We start from the raw sequence: 17,977 nt of genomic DNA, 5'->3' as shown, positions 1-17,977 counted from the left end.
CCGTGCGCACCCCGGAGGGCGGTCCGGTCCGGCGCCGTCGGAGGGGACAGTACGCCCAGGGCGAGCAACGTCCTCCGGTGTCAGGGGTGCCGACTAGCGTTGTCCCCATGGGTGTTGCGATCGAACCGACCCGAGCGGTGCGTCCGTTCGAGGTCATCAGCGAGTACTCGCCGAGTGGCGACCAGCCCGCGGCCATCGCGGAACTCGCCGGGCGGATCAACGCCGGTGAGACCGACGTCGTGCTGCTGGGCGCGACCGGTACGGGCAAGTCGGCGACGACCGCGTGGCTCATCGAGCAGGTGCAGCGGCCGACGCTCGTGCTCGCGCACAACAAGACCCTCGCGGCGCAGCTCGCCAACGAGTTCCGCAGTCTGATGCCGAACAACGCGGTCGAGTACTTCGTCTCCTACTACGACTACTACCAGCCCGAGGCGTACGTCCCGCAGACGGACACGTTCATCGAGAAGGACTCCTCGGTCAACGCCGAGGTCGAACGACTCCGGCACTCCACGACGAACTCGTTGCTCAGCCGGCGCGACACCGTCGTGGTCTCCACCGTCTCGTGCATCTACGGCCTCGGCACCCCCGAGCAGTACATGAACGCCTCGGTCGCACTCCACGTCGGCCAGACGATCTCCCGTGACCAGCTCGTGCGCAAGTTCGTCGCCATGCAGTACCAGCGCAACGACGTCGACTTCGCGCGCGGGACCTTCCGGGTGCGCGGCGACACCATCGAGATCATCCCCATGTACGAAGAGCACGCCATCCGCATCGAGATGTTCGGTGACGAGATCGAAGCGCTCTCCTCGCTGCACCCGCTGACGGGCAACGTCATCGACGACCTGCCCGCCGTCTCGATCTTCCCCGCGTCGCACTACGTCGCCGACACCGACGTGATGCACCGGGCGATCGTGTCCATCAAGGAAGAACTCGCGGAACGGCTCGCCGAGCTCGAGGGCCAGGGCAAGCTGCTCGAGGCCCAGCGGCTCCGCATGCGAACGACGTTCGACATCGAGATGATGGAGCAGATCGGGTTCTGCTCCGGCATCGAGAACTACTCGCGGCACATGGACGGCCGCGGCCCGGGTGAGGCACCGCACTGCCTCATCGACTACTTCCCGGACGACTTCCTCATCGTCATCGACGAGTCGCACGTCACCGTGCCGCAGATCGGTGCGATGTACGAAGGCGACGCCTCGCGCAAGCGCACCCTCGTCGAGCACGGGTTCCGTCTGCCGAGCGCGATGGACAACCGCCCGCTGAAGTGGGAGGAGTTCCTGGAGCGCGTCGGCCAGAAGGTCTACCTGTCGGCCACCCCCGGCCGTTACGAGCTCGGGGTCACCGACAGCGTGGTCGAGCAGATCATCCGCCCGACCGGCCTCATCGACCCCGAGATCGTGGTGAAGCCGAGCGACGGCCAGATCGACGACCTGCTCGAGGAGATCAAGCAGCGTGTCGAGAAGGACGAACGCGTCCTCGTCACGACGCTCACCAAGCGCATGGCCGAAGAACTCACCGACTTCCTCGGCAACGCGGGCGTGCGGGTCCGGTACCTGCACTCCGACGTCGACACCCTGAAGCGTGTCGAACTGCTCACCGAGCTGCGGCAGGGCGTGTACGACGTGCTCGTCGGCATCAACCTGCTGCGCGAGGGCCTCGACCTGCCCGAGGTGTCGCTCGTCGCCATCCTCGACGCCGACAAGGAAGGCTTCCTCCGTTCATCGACGTCGCTCATCCAGACGATCGGTCGTGCCGCCCGCAACGTGTCGGGCCAGGTGCTCATGTACGCCGACAAGATGACCGACTCGATGAAGATCGCGATCGAGGAGACCGACCGCCGTCGCGAGAAGCAGGTGGCGTACAACCTGGAGCGCGGGATCGACCCGCAGCCACTGCGCAAGAAGATCGCCGACATCACCGAGGTCCTGCAGCGCGAGAACGACGACACGAAGGCGCTCCTGCAGGGCCGCCCCGGTACGGACGGCCGTCGTTCGCCGACGCCGAACCTCAAGCGCGGGGGCATCGCGGGCGAGGGCGCGACGCAGCTCGGCGCCACCATCGCCGACCTCAACGACCAGATGCTGCAGGCGGCGGCCGAGCTGAAGTTCGAGCTCGCAGCCCGGCTGCGCGACGAGGTGCAGGACCTGAAGAAGGCCCTGCGCCAGATGGAGTCGGCCGGGCATGTCAGCTGACGCTGCCCGCACGGTCGTCGTCACCGGTTCGAGCGCCGGCCTCGGCTACCACGCCGCCGAACAACTGGCCGCGGCCGGACACCGGGTGGTGCTGGCCACGCGCGACCGCGGTCGGGCTGCGGCCGCCGAGCGCAGCATCCGGCGACACGTCGACGGTGCGTCGCTCGCCCACGTCCACCTCGACCTGGCAGACCTCGACTCGGTGCGTGCAGCCGCCGCGGAGCTCGCACAGCTGGAACCCGACGGCGTCGACGCGGTCGTGAACAACGCGGGCGTCGTCGGCGCGTCCACACAGCGGAGCACCGCGCAGGGAACCGAACTGCAGATCGGCACGAACCACCTGGGCCACTTCGCCTGGACCGGACTCGTGCTGCCCCTGCTCGAACGACGCGCCGGCCGGATCGTGCACCTCGGTTCGATCGCGCACCGGTTCGCACAGCTCGACCCGACGGACCCGTTCGGCGTCGGCCGCTACTCCAGCCATCGCCAGTACGCCCGGAGCAAGCTCGCCGTGATGCTGTTCGGGTTCGAGCTCGCCGAGCGGCTGGCCGATTCGGGGTCGCCCGTGTCGAGCGTCGTCGCGCACCCCGGTCTGTCACTCGACCGGCTGTCGCCGGTCCGACCGGACATCAGCCCGGTCCGCCCGGAACCCGAGTGGATCCGCCCGGCTGCGCGCCTCGTCGCCCAGGGCAAGGACGTCGGTGCCGAGCCGCTCGTGCACGCCGCGGTCGGTGCGGACGTGCGCTCGGGGGAGTACTGGGGTCCGGCCGGCTGGGGACAGCTCCGCGGTGCATCGACGGTGGTCGCGGCGGAACCCCGGGCGCACGACCGCACGGTCGCCGCGCAGCTCTGGACCGCGAGTGCGCGCGCTTCCGGGGTCGCGTTCGCTCTCGACGCATTCGTCTGACCCTGCTTCCCGGCCGAATGTCGGTGCCGCTTCGTAGACTCGACGACGATGACCATCACCTCTGACCCCGGTACCTCGACGTCGGGCCGGAACGCCTTCGGCGAGCCCGCTGACCTCCACCTCCCCGGCGGGAACGCACCGCACAGCACCTCCACGCTCAGCGTGCGCGGTGCTCGCGTGCACAACCTCCGTGACGTCGACCTCGAGATCCCCCGCGACTCGCTCGTCGTGTTCACCGGCCTGTCCGGCTCGGGCAAGTCCTCGCTCGCCTTCGACACGATCTTCGCCGAGGGGCAGCGCCGCTACGTCGAGTCGCTGTCCGCCTACGCGCGCCAGTTCCTCGGCCAGGTCGACCGCCCCGACGTCGACTTCATCGAGGGGCTCTCGCCGGCGGTGTCGATCGACCAGAAGTCGACCAACCGCAACCCCCGGTCGACGGTCGGCACGATCACCGAGGTCTACGACTACATGCGTCTGCTCTGGGCGCGCATCGGGGTACCGCACTGCCCGACGTGCGGCGAGGTGATCAGCAAGCAGACCGTCCAGCAGATCGCCGACCAGCTCATGCAGTTCGAGACCGGTACCCGGTTCCAGGTCCTCGCACCCGTCATCTCCAAGAAGAAGGGCGAGTTCGTCGACCTCTTCCAGGAGCTCGCAGCGTCCGGCTACGCCCGTGCGATCGTCGACGGGGAGCGCATCCAGCTCAGCGACCCGCCCAAGCTCAAGAAGCAGGTCAAGCACGACATCTCGGTCATCGTCGACCGCCTGGTGTCGAGCGACGACATCCTCGGGCGGCTCACCGACTCGCTCGAGACCGCGCTGCGGCTGACCGACGGCACCGTCGGCATCGACCTGGTGGACCACGAGGGACCCGGGGCGGTCCGGACCTACTCCGAGAACCTCTCCTGCCCGAACAACCACCCCCTGGCGCTCACCGAGATCGAGCCGCGGACGTTCTCGTTCAACGCCCCGTTCGGTGCCTGCCCCGAGTGCTCCGGCCTCGGCACGCGCATGTCGGTCGACCCCGACCTGGTGCTCGGCGACCCCGAGGCATCGTTGCGTGACGGCGTCCTGCTGCCCTGGACCGGCACCAGCGGGCTGTACTCCTACTTCGAGAAGCTGCTCGGCGGCCTCGGCAAGGAGCTCGGCTTCTCGCTCGACACCCCGTGGAACCAGCTCGACCCCGCGGTCCAGGCGTCGATCCTGACCGGCAAGGACTTCCAGGTCTCGGTCTCCTGGCGCAACCGCTTCGGCCGCGAGATGCGGTACACGAGTGGCTTCGAAGGCGTCATGCCCTACATCGAGCGCAAGTTCGCCGAGGCCGAGTCGGACTCGCAGCGGCAGCGCTTCCAGGGCTACCTGCGCGAGGTCCCGTGCCCGGTGTGCGAGGGAACCCGCCTCAAGCCCGAGGTGCTCGCGGTGACGGTGAACGACCGCAGCATCGCGGACGTCACCGACATGTCGCTCGACAACGCGTACTCGTTCATGGACGAGCTGACGCTGACCGACCGCGAAGCGCACATCGCCGCGGCGGTGCTGCGTGAGATCCGCGCGCGTCTCGAGTTCCTGCTCGAGGTCGGTCTGAACTACCTCACCCTGGCGCGTGGTGCCGGTGGCCTCTCCGGTGGCGAGGCACAGCGCATCCGTCTGGCGACGCAGATCGGCTCCGGCCTGACGGGCGTGCTCTACGTGCTCGACGAGCCGAGCATCGGCCTGCACCAGCGTGACAACCGTCGACTCATCGACACCCTGGTCAAGCTCAAGGACCTCGGCAACACGCTCATCGTCGTCGAGCACGACGAAGACACGATCCGCACGGCCGACTGGGTCGTCGACATCGGCCCCGGCGCCGGCGTCAACGGCGGCAACGTGGTGCACTCCGGTTCGTACGAGGGCATCATCGAGAACCGCGAGTCGATCACGGGTGACTACCTCGCCGGCCGCCGTGCGATCGAGGTGCCCGCCGAGCGTCGCAAGGTCAACCTCAAGCGCGCCATCACGGTGCAGGGCGCTCGGGCGAACAACCTGAAGACGATCGACGCGGACTTCCCCCTCGGTGTCTTCACCGCGGTCACGGGTGTCAGCGGTTCCGGCAAGTCGACGCTGGTGAACGACATCCTGTACAAGGTGCTCGCCAACCAGCTCAACGGTGCGCGGCACATCGCGGGCAAGCACACGCGGGTGAAGGGCCTCGACCAGCTCGACAAGGTCGTGCACGTCGACCAGGCACCGATCGGCCGCACGCCGCGGTCGAACCCGGCGACCTACACGGGCGTGTTCGACCGCATCCGGCAGCTGTTCGCCGAGACGCAGGAAGCGAAGACCCGCGGCTACCAGCCCGGTCGATTCAGCTTCAACGTCAAGGGCGGTCGCTGCGAGAACTGCGCCGGTGACGGCACGATCAAGATCGAGATGAACTTCCTGCCCGACGTCTACGTCGCGTGCGAGGTCTGCGGTGGTGCGCGCTACAACCGCGAGACGCTCCAGGTGCACTACAAGGGCAAGAACATCTCCGAGGTCCTCGACATGCCGATCAGCGAGGCGGCCGAGTTCTTCGAGCCGATCTCCGCGATCCACCGCTACATGGCGACCCTCGTCGACGTGGGCCTCGGCTACGTGCGCCTCGGCCAGAGCGCGACCACGCTCTCCGGCGGCGAGGCGCAGCGCGTCAAGCTGGCCACCGAGCTGCAGCGTCGCTCGAACGGCCGCACGGTGTACGTGCTCGACGAGCCGACCACCGGTCTGCACTTCGAGGACGTCCGCAAGCTCCTCCTCGTGCTGCAGAGCCTGGTCGACAAGGGCAACACCGTCATCACCATCGAGCACAACCTCGACGTCATCAAGTCCGCCGACTGGCTGATCGACATGGGGCCCGAGGGCGGCTCCGGTGGCGGCACGGTCCTGGCGACGGGCACCCCGGAGCACGTGGCGACCGTGCCGGAGAGCCACACCGGTGTCTTCCTGCGCGAGATCTTCGACGCGCAGGACGCCCGGGTCGGCAAGCAGCAGGCCGTCGGTGCACGCCAGGCAACCCAGAAGCAGCAGGGCGGCAAGCAGTCGGGCACGACCAAGCAGACGAGCAAGCAGAAGGCGGGTGCTCGGTAGGTGGCGGACACCGTCCCGTGGCGTCCGAAGGCGGGGGAGATCCCGACCGACCCGGGCGTCTACCGATGGCGTGACGAGGCCGGCCGGGTGCTCTACGTCGGCAAGGCGAAGAACCTCCGCGCCCGGCTGAGCAACTACTTCGCCCCGCTCCCGACGCTGCACGAGCGCACCCGGCGGATGGTCCTGACGGCCCGCAGCGTCGAGTGGACGACGGTCGGTTCCGAGATCGAGGCGCTCCAGCTCGAGTACACCTGGATCAAGGAGTTCGACCCGCCCTTCAACGTCAAGTTCCGCGACGACAAGTCGTACCCGTACATGGCGGTCACCCTGGGTGACGAAGCGCCGCGGGTGATGGTGACGCGCAACCGCAAGATCAAGGGGGCGAAGTACTTCGGTCCGTACCCGAAGATCTGGGCCGTGCACGACACCATCGACCTGATGATCAAGGTGTTCCCGATCCGGACGTGCTCGGACTCCTCGTACAAGAAGGCGATGCAGACCGGCCGCCCGTGCTTCCCGGGGCAGATCGGCAAGTGCGGTGGCCCGTGCTCGCAGAAGGTCACGATCGAAGAGCACCGGGCGCTCGTCGAGGAGTTCGTGCGCTTCATGAACTCCTACGACCGTCGGGTCATCACCGAACTCCGGCAGCGCATGGGCGCCTCCGCCGACGCGATGCAGTACGAGCAGGCCGCGAAGTTCCGCGACCAGGTCGAGGCGCTCGAAGCCGTGCTCGAGAAGTCCGCCGTGGTGCTCCGTGACTCGGTCGACCTCGACCTGTTCGGCATCGCGGAAGACGAGCTCGCCGCCGCCGTGCAGTTGTTCTCGGTCCGGGGCGGCCGCATCCGCGGTGTCCGCGGCTGGGTGGTCGACAAGGAACTCGACATCGCCACCGGCGACCTCGTCGAGCAGATCGTGCAGGGCGTCTACGTCACCGACGAACCCCCGCGCGAAGTCGTCGTCCCCGAGCTGCCAGAGGACGCCGACGCGCTCCAGGAGTGGCTCAGCAAGCGCCGGAACGGGCGTGGCACGAAGCTCAGCACCGCCCAGCGCGGCGACCGTGCGGGTCTCGCCCGGACGGCTGCGCAGAACGCCGGGCAGGCGCTCATGCTCTACAAGACCAAGCGCTCCGCCGACTACACCACCCGGGCCGCAGCACTCGCCGACATCCAGGACGCCCTCGGCATGACCGAGGCGCCGCTCCGCATGGAGTGCTACGACATCTCGCACCTGCAGGGCACGAATGTCGTCGCCTCGATGGTGGTGTTCGAGGATGGTCTGCCACGCAAGGACCAGTACCGCCGGTACTCGATCGCCGAGACCACCGACGACACCGACAGCATGCACCAGGTGCTGTCGCGGCGCCTGGCCCGGCTGGACGAGGACGCCGAGCTGCCGGACGTCCCCGACGTCACGACGGACGAGGTCGTCGAGGGGTCGAAGCCGACGAAGCGGTTCGCCTACCGTCCGCAGCTGCTGATCGTCGACGGCGGCCAGCCCCAGGTGCAGGCCGCGAAGCGCGCGATGGACGAAGCCGGCGTGCACGACATCGCCCTGGTCGGCATCGCCAAGCGGCTCGAGGAACTCTGGCTGCCGGACGACGACTTCCCGGTGATCCTGCCCCGCAACTCCGAGGCGCTGTTCCTGATCCAGCGGATCCGTGACGAGGCGCACCGGTTCGCGATCACCCACCAGCGCAGCAAGCGCAAGCGCGACGTGCGCTCACGGCTGTCCGAGATCCCCGGTCTCGGACCGAGTCGCGTGAACGCCCTGCTGAAGCACTTCGGATCGGTCGCCCGGCTGCGTGAAGCCACGGCCGAGGACATCGGCGAGGTGAACGGGATCGGTCCGGCGACGGCTGCCGCGGTCGTCTCGAAGCTGGCCCAGACGCCGACGAGCGCACCGGCCACGAGCGCGTCCAGCGCCCCCGAGCCGGACGCCGACGCGATCGCGGACACCGTGACCGAGGACGCAGCCACCCAGCAGACCGTTACCCACCCCGGAGGCCCGGTGCGGGTCCCCGAGGTGACCAGCGACGGTCCGCAGCGACCGTCGTGACGAACCCCGCGCCTCCCGTCCGTCACCGGGCGGTAGCCTGGTCCGGCAGCCGAGACCTCCCCGGGCGACGCGCCCGGGCCGCCACGACGGAGCCCACTCCCAGATGACCGACAGCGCCACCGCGACCACACACGCGTCGCAGCACGACATCCTCATCGTCACCGGCATGTCCGGGGCCGGGCGGTCCACGGTCGGCAAGGCCCTGGAAGACCTGGGCTGGTACGTCGTCGACAACCTGCCCACGCAGATGCTGGCCCCGCTGACCGAGCTCGCCGACCGTGCGGGCGAGAAGATCCCGAAGATCGCCACGGTGGTCGACGTCCGGGGCGGGCGGTTCTTCACCGACCCCGAGCACGCGGTCGAGCAGGTCCGCTCGAGCACGTCCGCGCGGGTCCGGGTGCTGTTCCTCGAGGCGACCGACGCCGTGCTGGTCCGACGGTTCGAGCAGGTGCGCCGACCCCACCCACTCCAGGGCGAGGACACCCTGCTCGACGGCATCGCCCGCGAACGCGCGCGTCTCGCCGGCCTGCGTGAGGCGTCCGACGTGGTGATCGACACCTCCGACCTCAACATCCACCAGCTCGCGAACACCGTCATCGAACAGTTCGCCGACGAGCACTTCGTGGGACTCCAGGTCACGCTGATGAGCTTCGGATTCAAGTACGGACTGCCCGCCGACGCCGACATGGTGGCGGACGTCCGGTTCCTGCCGAACCCCTACTGGGTGCCGGAACTGCGGCCCCACACCGGCCTCGACCAGCCGGTATCGGACTACGTGCTCGGCCAGGCCGGAGCCCGTCCGTTCGTCGACCGCTACGCCTCCGTGCTCGAGCCGGTCTTCGAGGGGTACCAGCGCGAGAACAAAAGACACGCTACGATCGCCATCGGCTGTACCGGCGGGAAGCACCGCTCGGTCGCCATCGTCGCCGAGTTGGCGAACCTCCTCCGCGGGATGCCAGGCGTCGCCGTGCGTGTGAAGAACCGAGATCTCGGCCGGGAGTGACCGTCCCTCCGGCCGCTCCCACGCCCGTGCCGCCGGATCTGCGGGAACCACTGAATGAAGTTAGGAATGATGCTGTGCCGTTGACTGCCGAGGTCAAGGACGAACTGGCCAGGGTCGCCGTGAACCGCAACACGGTCCGCGCCGCCGAACTGGCCACGATCCTCCGGTTCGCCGGTGGTCTGCACGTCATCTCGGGCCGCATCGCGGTCGAGGTCGAGCTCGACACCCGGATCATCGTGCACCGGGTCCGCAAGGACCTCGCCGAGCTGTACGGCGTGCGCAGCGAGGCGTCGGTGGGGTCGTCCGCATCCTCCCGTCGCGGGACCCGCTACCTGGTCCGCGTGCTCGAGGCGGGGGAGACCCTCGCTCGCCAGACCGGCCTGATGGACGCCCGTCGTCGACCCGTCCGCGGGCTGCCGAACCGCCTGACCACGGGCAACCGCGAGGACCTCGCCGCCATCTGGCGTGGTGCGTTCCTCGCCTCCGGCACCCTGACCGACCCCGGTCGGGCCGCTGCGCTCGAGGTCACCTGCCCCGGCAACGAGGCCGCGATGGCCCTCGTCGGTGCCGCGTCGCGTCTCGGTGTCGCCGCCAAGGGCCGCGAGGTCCGCGGGGTCCACCGCGTCGTCATCCGCGACGGTGAGGCCATCGGTCAGATGCTGACCGTCATGGGCGCCGCACGCACCACCGCCGACTGGGAGGAGATGCGCCAGCGCCGCGAGGTCCGTGCGACCGCGAACCGCCTGGTCAACTTCGACGACGCGAACCTGCGCCGTTCCGCGCAGGCCGCCGTGGCCGCCTGCGCCCGGGTCGAGCGCGCGCTCGAGATCCTCGGCGAGGACGTCCCCGACCACCTGCAGTACGCCGGCACGCTGCGCCTGCAGCACCGCGACGCCTCGCTCGACGAGCTCGGCCAGCACGCGGACCCGCCCATGACCAAGGACGCCATCGCGGGTCGCATCCGTCGCCTGCTGGCGATGGCCGACAAGCGGGCCTCCGACCTCGGCATCCCGGGTACCGAAGCGAGTGTTCCCGAGGAGCTCGAAGGGGTCTGACACGGGTCTGTCGACCCTGCGGACGGGAGGCGCGGTGCCAGCTGGCACCGCGCCTCCCGTCCGTTTCCGCACCCGTTCCCGGACCCGTGCCAGGCCTGGTCGGCGACCGTCCGGACGGACCGTCATCCCGCTCGGGCACGCAGTGTCCGACTGCTAGGGTCGTTACGGCGACGTTACGGGGCGTATCGTCCACCACACGCGGGCCCGCCAGGGTGCGCGACTCCCGAAAGCAGCGCCCCCTGGGCGCTCCACACTCACCAGGAGATCCATTGACCGTCAAGATCGGTATCAACGGCTTCGGCCGCATCGGCCGTAACTTCTTCCGGGCCGCCCTCGCGAAGGGCTCCGACCTCGAGATCGTGGCGGTGAACGACCTCACCGACAACGCGTCGCTCGCCAACCTGCTGAAGTTCGACTCCATCACGGGTCGTCTCGGCGTCTCCGTCGAGCTCGACGGCGACAACATCGTCGTCGACGGCAAGGCCATCAAGGTCCTCGCCGAGCGCGACCCCGCCAACCTGCCCTGGGGCGAGCTGGGTGTCGACATCGTCATCGAGTCCACCGGGTTCTTCACCAAGGCCGCCGACGCGCAGAAGCACATCGACGCCGGTGCCAAGAAGGTCATCATCTCCGCCCCGGCCTCGGGTGACGACGTCACCATCGTGCTCGGCGTGAACGAGGACCAGTACGACGCTGCGAACCACCACATCATCTCGAACGCGTCCTGCACCACGAACAGCCTCGCGCCGCTCGCCAAGGTGTTCCACGACAAGTTCGGCATCGAGCGTGGCCTCATGACGACGGTGCACGCCTACACCGCCGACCAGAACCTGCAGGACGGCCCGCACAAGGACCCCCGTCGTGCCCGCGCCGCCGCGCTGAACATCGTCCCGACCTCGACCGGTGCCGCCAAGGCCATCGGCCAGGTCATGCCGGAGCTCGCCGGCAAGCTCGACGGCTTCGCCCTGCGCGTCCCGGTCCCCACCGGCTCGATCACCGACCTCACCCTCGAGACCAAGTCCGAGGTCACCGTCGACGAGATCAACGCCGCCTACAAGGAGGCCGCAGAAGGTCCCCTCAAGGGCATCCTGCTCTACAGCGAGGACCCGCTGGTGTCGACCGACATCACCACGGACCCGCACTCCTCGATCTACGACTCCGGCCTGACCAAGGTCATCGGCGGCCTCGTGAAGATCACCTCGTGGTACGACAACGAGTGGGGCTACTCGAACCGCCTCGTCGACCTCACCGAGTACGTCGGCGAGCGTCTGTAACACATGGCCCTCCGCACCCTCGAGGACCTCGGCGACCTCGCCGGCAAGCGTGTCGTCGTCCGTTGTGACCTGAACGTCCCGCTCAAGGACGGCACCATCACGGACGACGGCCGCGTGCGGGCGTCGCTGACCACCCTGAACACCCTCGTCAACGCCGGCGCGCGCGTCATCGTGATCTCGCACCTGGGTCGCCCCGACGGGGAGCCCAAGCCCGAGTTCTCGCTCGCGCCGGTCGCCCAGCGGCTCTCCGAGCTGCTCGGCAAAGAGGTCACGTTCGTCGGCGAGACCGTCGGCGACGAAGCGACCGCCGCGGCCGAGGCCCTCGAGGACGGCGACGTCCTGCTGCTCGAGAACCTCCGGTTCAACCCGGAGGAGACCTCGAAGGACGCCGCCGCGCGGAGCGCCTTCGCGGACCGCATCGCGGCCCTCGGTGACGCCTTCGTCTCCGACGGCTTCGGTGTCGTGCACCGCAAGCAGGCCTCGGTCTACGAGCTCGCGTCCGCGCTGCCCAGCGCGGCCGGGTCGCTCATCGAGACCGAACTGCGGGTGCTCGAGCGGCTGACCACCTCGCCGGAACGGCCGTACACGGTCGTGCTCGGCGGGTCGAAGGTCAGCGACAAGCTCGGTGTCATCGACCACATCCTGCCGAAGGTCGACACGCTGTGCATCGGCGGCGGCATGCTCTTCACCTTCCTCGCGGCCCAGGGCCACGGGGTCGCGAAGTCGCTGCTCGAAGCCGACCAGCTCGACGTCGTCCGCGAGTACCTCTCGCGTGCGAAGGAGCTCGGCGTCACCATCGACCTGCCGACCGACGTCGTGGTGGCATCCGGCTTCGCGGCCGACGCCGACCACGAGACCGTCGCGGCGGACGCCATCGAGTCCTCGTCGTTCGGAGCGGACGGCATCGGCCTCGACATCGGCCCGGAGACCGCAGCGCGGTTCGCCTCGGCCGTCTCGGGTTCGAAGACCGTGTTCTGGAACGGCCCGATGGGCGTGTTCGAGTTCCCGGCCTTCGCCGCCGGCACGAAGACCGTCGCGCAGGCGCTCACCGAGGTCGACGGCCTCGGCGTCGTCGGTGGTGGCGACTCCGCTGCCGCCGTGCGCTCGCTCGGCTTCTCGGACGACCAGTTCGGCCACATCTCGACCGGTGGCGGTGCGAGCCTCGAGTTCCTCGAGGGCAAGTCGCTGCCTGGTCTCGAAGCACTGGGGTGGACAGCATGACCCGGACTCCGTTGATCGCGGGCAACTGGAAGATGAACCTGGACCACCTCCAGGCCATCGCCACGGTGCAGAAGCTCGCGTGGACCCTCAAGGACGCCCGGCACGACTTCGACGACGTCGAGGTCGCGGTCTTCCCGCCGTTCACGGACCTGCGGAGCGTGCAGACGCTCATCTCGGCCGACAAGCTGCCGATCCACTTCGGTGCGCAGGACCTGTCGCAGTTCGACTCCGGTGCCTACACCGGTGACGTCTCCGGCGCGTTCCTGGCGGCGCTCGACGCCCAGTACGTCATCGTCGGCCACTCCGAGCGGCGCACGCTGCACGGTGAGACCGACGAGGTCGTCGCGGCGAAGACCGCAGCGGCAGTCAAGCACGGCCTCGTCCCCGTGGTGTGCGTCGGCGAGACCGGCGAGCAGCGCGAGGAGCGCGGCGCCGGTGTCGTGCCGGTCGAGCAGCTCCGCGTCGTGCTCGACGCGGTCAAGCCGGCCGACATCGTCGTGGCGTACGAGCCGGTCTGGGCCATCGGGTCCGGCCAGGCGGCCACGGCCGAGCAGGCGCAGGACGAGTGTGCGGCCATCCGTCGCGGCATCGCTGCTGCCTGGGGCGACCAGGCCGCTGCGGACACCCGGGTGCTCTACGGCGGCTCGGTCAAGTCCGGCAACATCGCGGGGTTCCTCCGCGAGCCCGACATCGACGGCGCGCTCGTCGGTGGCGCTTCGCTCGACGTGCAGGAGTTCGCGGCCATCGCGCGGTTCCGTCAGCACGTCGGGCTGTAGTCCACAGGCGTCGTCGCGGGCAGTCGTCCGCACCACTCCCGTCCAGGTACCGGCCGTGCTCCGCGCGGCCGGTACACTGGTACGGCTGACTGACACGAAAGGTACGTCGTGGCGATACTCTCCGTCGTGCTGCAGGTCCTGCTCGCAATCACGAGCCTCCTGCTCACGCTCCTCATCCTGCTGCACAAGGGCCGCGGTGGTGGCCTCTCCGACATGTTCGGCGGTGGGGTCACGAGCAACCTCGGTGCGTCCGGCGTGGCCGAGCGCAACCTCAACCGCATCACGGTGATCCTCGGTCTGGTCTGGATCGTTTCCATCATCGTGCTCGGTCTCATCAACAAGTTCACGGCGGGGGTCTGATCCATGGCAAGCGGAGGCAGTGCAATCCGAGGGTCTCGCGTCGGCGCGGGACCGATGGGCGAACAGGACCGCGGGGTCCAGGCCGAGCGCGTGGCGATCTCGTACTGGGACGCCCTCGGCAACGAGGTCGTGCGGTACTTCGCCGCCAACCTCCCCGACGAGGAGATCCCCGAGACGGTGGACTCGCCGTCGAGTGGTCTCCCGGCTGGGCGCGACAAGGAGAACCCTCCCGTGGTCTCCAAGACGGAGCCCTACAAGACCCACCTCGCGTACGTGAAGGAACGCCGCACCGAGGAAGAGGCAGCGCAGCTCCTCGAAGACGCGCTGCAGCAGCTCCGCGAGCGTCGCGGCACCGCGGCGAAGAAGGCGTAGCGCCCACACACTGACGAAGGCCCCCGCACCGGATGGTGTGGGGGCCTTCGTGCGTCCGTCCGTCGGGGGAGGAGGGCGCGCGGGGAGCCGGCTCGTCGAGTGGAGTGGTCACGAGATGCCGCGTGCGGTGCGCCGGGGTTGCACGTCGTGTCGCCTGCGGCGCGCGCGGGCGACAGTTCGTGACCGCCCGGTATCGCGACGGCGGGGTGTCGAGACCGCGGGCGGTGGGCGCGACCACTGACGGACAGGAGGCCCGGTGCCAGCTGGCACCGGGCCTCCTGTCCGTCAGGAACGCGCGTCTAGTACGTCGACGCGATCAGGTTCTCGGGGACGTCGCGGGCGGCGTCCTGGTCGACGAAGAAGACGGTGCGCTTGCGGCCCTGCACGCCTCCGACGGGGACGTCGTCGACCGACGCGCCGGCGAGGGCGAGCCCCAGCACCGACGCCTTCTCGGCGCCGGACAGGATGACCCAGACGCGCTGCGAGGCGTTGATCACCGGGTAGGTGACGGTCAAGCGCTGCTGCGGCGGCTTGGGGGAGTCGTCCACCGACACGACAGCGCGGTCGGTGACGGTGAGCTGCGGGAACTCCGGGAAGAGCGACGCGGTGTGTCCGTCCGGGCCGACACCCAGCAGGGTGATGTCGAAACGCGGAGCAACGGCACCCTCGGGCGCGGCGTCCTGCAGCTCACGCTCGTACCGGCTCGCAGCGGCCTCGATGTCAAGCCCGCCGTCCGAGGCCGGCATCGGGTGGATGTTCGACGCGGGGATGTCCACGTGGTCGAAGAAGTCGGTCTGCGTGCCGGTGGTGTTGCGGTCGGCGTCGTCCGACGGGACCCAGCGCTCGTCGACCCACCAGACGTGCACCTTCGACCAGTCGACGCTCTCGCGCGCCGGCGATTGGCCGATCGCGGCGAGGACGAGGGACGACACCGAGCCACCGCTGATCGCGATGTCGGCACGCTCCTGCTCGTCGAGCACGTCGATGATCTTGGTGATGAAGCGTGCGGCGACCGAAGCGCCGAGGGCCTGCTTGTCGGGGTGCACGAGCACCCGCCGTTCGTTGGTCACGTGACTCCCGTGTTCGTGGCGGCCGACCGGTCGTCCGACCGCCTTCGGTCCGGTCGGGCCGCCTGCACCAGACAGACGGCCCGACCGTGTGGGGTGTGGATCAGCGGGCGATGGTCTCGCGCAGCTGGGGCACCCCGTGCTTGACGACGTCTCCGAAGAGGACGTCCGGGTCGAGTCTACGGAGTTCCTCGGCCAGGCAGTCACGCAGGTTGCGGCGTGGCAGCGACAGGTCGTGCGTCGGCTGCCCGGGCATCGAGAGCGTGGCGACGTCCACCAGGGAACGCTCGAGCTCGATGGTCCCGGACTCGCGGACGAGCTTCACGCCGTGGATACCGCTCGACCCCGTCGCACGGGGCGACGTGACGACGGACACCGGCACCTGGAGCTGCAGCTGCAGCCAGGCGGCGAGCAGGATCGTCGACGGGCTGTCGGACGCTCCGGAGACCTCGACCGCGGTGATCGGCTCGTACGGTGGCTGGTCGAGCGCCGCGGCGAGCTGGTTCCGCCACAGGGTGAGACGGGTCCAGGCGAAGTCGGTGTCACCCGGCACGTAGGACGCGCCGAGGGCCTCGATCGCACCGTTCGGGTCCTTCTGCGCGGCAGCGTCGGTGATCCGGCGCTGCGCGATGCGGCCCAGGGCCGACGCCGCGGGCTGCTCCGGAGCCGTCTGCGGCCACCAGGCCACGACGGGTGCGTCCGGCAGCAGGAGCCCGGTGACCAGGCTCTCCTCGTCGGTCGCGGTCTCGCCGTACGCACGGAGGACGATGACCTCGCTCGCACCCGCGTCGCTGCCGACACGGATCTGCGCGTCGAGGCGCCCGGGGGACTTCGTGTCACCGCTGTTCTTCGAGACGATGATCACGCGCATCGGGTGCTCGCGGGACGCTTCGTTCGCCGCCTCGATCGCCTCTTCCTCGTGGCCGAGGGCCGTCGAGATGATGAGGGTCAGCACCCGGCCGAGGGCGACGGCGCCGCCCTCTTCGCGGATGCGGACGAGCTTCTTCTGGATCTTCGACACCGTGGTGTCGGGCATGTCGATCTTCACGGACGCCTCCAGGTCCGACCGTCGCGGGCGAGCAGGGCATCGGCGGATGCCGGACCCCACGTGCCGGGACGGTACTGCTCGGGCTGGCCCTGCGTGGCCCAGAACTCCTCGATGGGGTCGAGGATCTTCCAGGACAGCTCGACCTCCTGGTGCCGCGGGAACAGCGGCGGGTCACCGAGGAGCACATCGAGGATGAGTCGCTCGTACGCCTCGGGGGATGCCTCGGTGAACGCGTGGCCGTAGCCGAAGTCCATCGTCACGTCGCGCACCTGGGTGCCGACGCCCGGGACCTTCGAGCCGAAGCGGAGCGTGACGCCCTCGTCCGGCTGGACGCGGATCACCAGGGCGTTCTGCCCGAGCGGGGACTGCGAGTTGCCGTAGACGTCCTCGGGGACGCGCTTGAACACGATCGCGATCTCGGTCACACGACGGCCGAGACGCTTGCCGGCGCGCAGGTAGAACGGGACGCCCTGCCAGCGACGCGTGGCGATGTCGAGCTTGATCGCCGCGTAGGTCTCGGTGCCGGACTCGGGGTCCATGCCGCCTTCCTCGAGGAAGCCGAGCACCTTCTCGCCGCCCTGCCACCCACCGGCGTACTGCCCGCGGGCGGTTGCGGTGGAGAGGTCCTCGGGCAGACGCACGGCGGAGAGCACCTTCTCCTTCTCGGCGCGCAGGTCCGCGGCCTTGAACGAGACGGGCTCCTCCATCGCGGTGAGCGCGAGGAGCTGCAGCAGGTGGTTCTGGATGACGTCGCGCGCCGCGCCGATGCCGTCGTAGTACGCGGCTCGTCCGGCGACGCCGATGTCCTCGGCCATCGTGATCTGCACGTGGTCGACGTAGTTCGAGTTCCAGATGGGTTCGTACATCTGGTTCGCGAACCGGAGCGTCAGGAGGTTCTGGACGGTCTCCTTGCCGAGGTAGTGGTCGATGCGGAACACGTCGTCGGGAGCGAAGACGCTCTCGACGATCGCGTTGAGCTCGCGCGCGGTGCGGAGGTCGGAGCCGAACGGCTTCTCGACGACCACGCGGCTCCAGGAGCCCTCGCGCTTCTCGGTCAGCCCGGACAGCTTGAGCTGCTCGGTGACGACCGGGAACATCTTGGGTGGGATGGACAGGTAGAACGCGTGGTTGCCCAGCGTCCCGCGCTCGGCGTCGAGGTCGTCGACGGTGCGCTTGAGCTCGCGGAACGCCTCGGGGTCGTCGAACGAGCCCTGCACGAAGCGGATGCCCTGTTCGAGCTGACGCCAGACGTCCTCGTCGAACGGGGTGCGGGAGTGCTCCTTGACGGCGTCGTGCACGAGCTGGGAGAAGTCTTGGTCCTCCCAGTCGCGACGAGCGAACCCGACGAGCGCGAACCCCGGGGGCAGGAGCCCCCGGTTGGCCAGGTCGTAGACCGCGGGCATCAGCTTCTTGCGTGACAGGTCGCCCGTCACGCCGAAGATGATGAGCGTGCTCGGTCCCGCGATCCGGTTCAGTCGACGATCCGTCGGCAGCCGGAGCGGGTTGTGCTCCGGGGTGATTGCCACCGGTGACATGAGTCGG

The 17,977-nt window shown here is 69.2% G+C and carries 14 protein-coding genes; 11 read left to right on the top strand and 3 right to left on the bottom strand.

Translation table 11 applies throughout. From position 1 onward, the window contains the following. Positions 1-119: 119 nt before the first annotated feature. The 11 genes from uvrB (at position 120) to ACL00U_RS09330 (ending at position 14,320) form a co-directional block, all read left to right on the top strand. Positions 120-2,192 (top strand): excinuclease ABC subunit UvrB, encoded by a 2,073-nt coding sequence (gene uvrB, locus ACL00U_RS09380; protein ID WP_031259778.1) that lies wholly within the window; start codon positions 120-122, stop codon positions 2,190-2,192. Then, positions 2,182-3,099, top strand: a complete 918-nt coding sequence (locus ACL00U_RS09375; protein ID WP_412873324.1) for an SDR family NAD(P)-dependent oxidoreductase — start codon at positions 2,182-2,184, stop codon at positions 3,097-3,099. The genes uvrB and ACL00U_RS09375 overlap by 11 nt, the downstream gene beginning before the upstream one ends. Positions 3,100-3,147: 48 nt before the next feature. After that, positions 3,148-6,204 carry an excinuclease ABC subunit UvrA gene (gene uvrA / locus ACL00U_RS09370; RefSeq protein ID WP_056068716.1) on the top strand — a complete coding sequence of 1,019 codons (3,057 nt, stop codon included), beginning with the start codon at positions 3,148-3,150 and terminating at the stop codon, positions 6,202-6,204. Further along, a complete protein-coding gene (uvrC, locus tag ACL00U_RS09365; protein ID WP_042540917.1) occupies positions 6,205-8,259 on the top strand; it encodes an excinuclease ABC subunit UvrC in 2,055 nt (684 codons plus the stop codon). Positions 8,260-8,362: 103 nt separating this feature from the next. Then, a complete protein-coding gene (rapZ, locus tag ACL00U_RS09360; RefSeq protein WP_017887251.1) occupies positions 8,363-9,262 on the top strand; it encodes an RNase adapter RapZ in 900 nt (299 codons plus the stop codon). Positions 9,263-9,336: 74 nt separating this feature from the next. Further along, positions 9,337-10,317: a DNA-binding protein WhiA gene (whiA, locus tag ACL00U_RS09355; RefSeq protein WP_017887252.1), complete on the top strand. Its 981-nt coding sequence runs from the start codon at positions 9,337-9,339 to the stop codon at positions 10,315-10,317. 269 nt (positions 10,318-10,586) lie between these two features. Continuing rightward, positions 10,587-11,591 (top strand): type I glyceraldehyde-3-phosphate dehydrogenase, encoded by a 1,005-nt coding sequence (gap, locus tag ACL00U_RS09350; RefSeq protein WP_017887253.1) that lies wholly within the window; start codon positions 10,587-10,589, stop codon positions 11,589-11,591. Positions 11,592-11,594: 3 nt separating this feature from the next. Further along, the gene (locus ACL00U_RS09345; RefSeq protein ID WP_017887254.1) at positions 11,595-12,812 is read left to right on the top strand and encodes a phosphoglycerate kinase; all 1,218 of its coding nucleotides are present in this window, start codon (positions 11,595-11,597) and stop codon (positions 12,810-12,812) included. Next, positions 12,809-13,588, top strand: a complete 780-nt coding sequence (gene tpiA / locus ACL00U_RS09340) for a triose-phosphate isomerase (protein WP_031259782.1) — start codon at positions 12,809-12,811, stop codon at positions 13,586-13,588. Before ACL00U_RS09345 ends, tpiA begins: the two co-directional genes overlap by 4 nt. A 108-nt stretch (positions 13,589-13,696) precedes the next feature. Further along, a complete protein-coding gene (secG, locus tag ACL00U_RS09335; protein WP_017887256.1) occupies positions 13,697-13,948 on the top strand; it encodes a preprotein translocase subunit SecG in 252 nt (83 codons plus the stop codon). A gap of 3 nt (positions 13,949-13,951) precedes the next feature. Then, positions 13,952-14,320, top strand: a complete 369-nt coding sequence (locus ACL00U_RS09330; protein ID WP_027465686.1) for an RNA polymerase-binding protein RbpA — start codon at positions 13,952-13,954, stop codon at positions 14,318-14,320. A 299-nt stretch (positions 14,321-14,619) separates the two neighbouring features. Here the strand turns inward: ACL00U_RS09330 and pgl are convergent, their stop codons facing one another. From pgl to zwf, 3 genes are all read right to left on the bottom strand, one after another. Next, positions 14,620-15,390, bottom strand: a complete 771-nt coding sequence (pgl, locus tag ACL00U_RS09325) for a 6-phosphogluconolactonase (RefSeq protein WP_412873323.1) — start codon at positions 15,388-15,390, stop codon at positions 14,620-14,622. A gap of 100 nt (positions 15,391-15,490) precedes the next feature. Beyond that, positions 15,491-16,435 (bottom strand): glucose-6-phosphate dehydrogenase assembly protein OpcA, encoded by a 945-nt coding sequence (locus tag ACL00U_RS09320; RefSeq protein ID WP_027465684.1) that lies wholly within the window; start codon positions 16,433-16,435, stop codon positions 15,491-15,493. Further along, entirely contained in the window at positions 16,432-17,970 is a 1,539-nt protein-coding gene (gene zwf / locus ACL00U_RS09315; RefSeq protein ID WP_017887260.1) for a glucose-6-phosphate dehydrogenase, read from the bottom strand. The genes ACL00U_RS09320 and zwf overlap by 4 nt, the downstream gene beginning before the upstream one ends. Positions 17,971-17,977 lie beyond the last annotated feature (7 nt).

The organism is Curtobacterium poinsettiae (assembly GCF_047226435.1).
GTDB lineage: Bacteria > Actinomycetota > Actinomycetes > Actinomycetales > Microbacteriaceae > Curtobacterium > Curtobacterium poinsettiae.
Note: the sequence above shows the minus strand (reverse complement) of the source record. Positions and strands in the feature narration are given on the sequence as shown.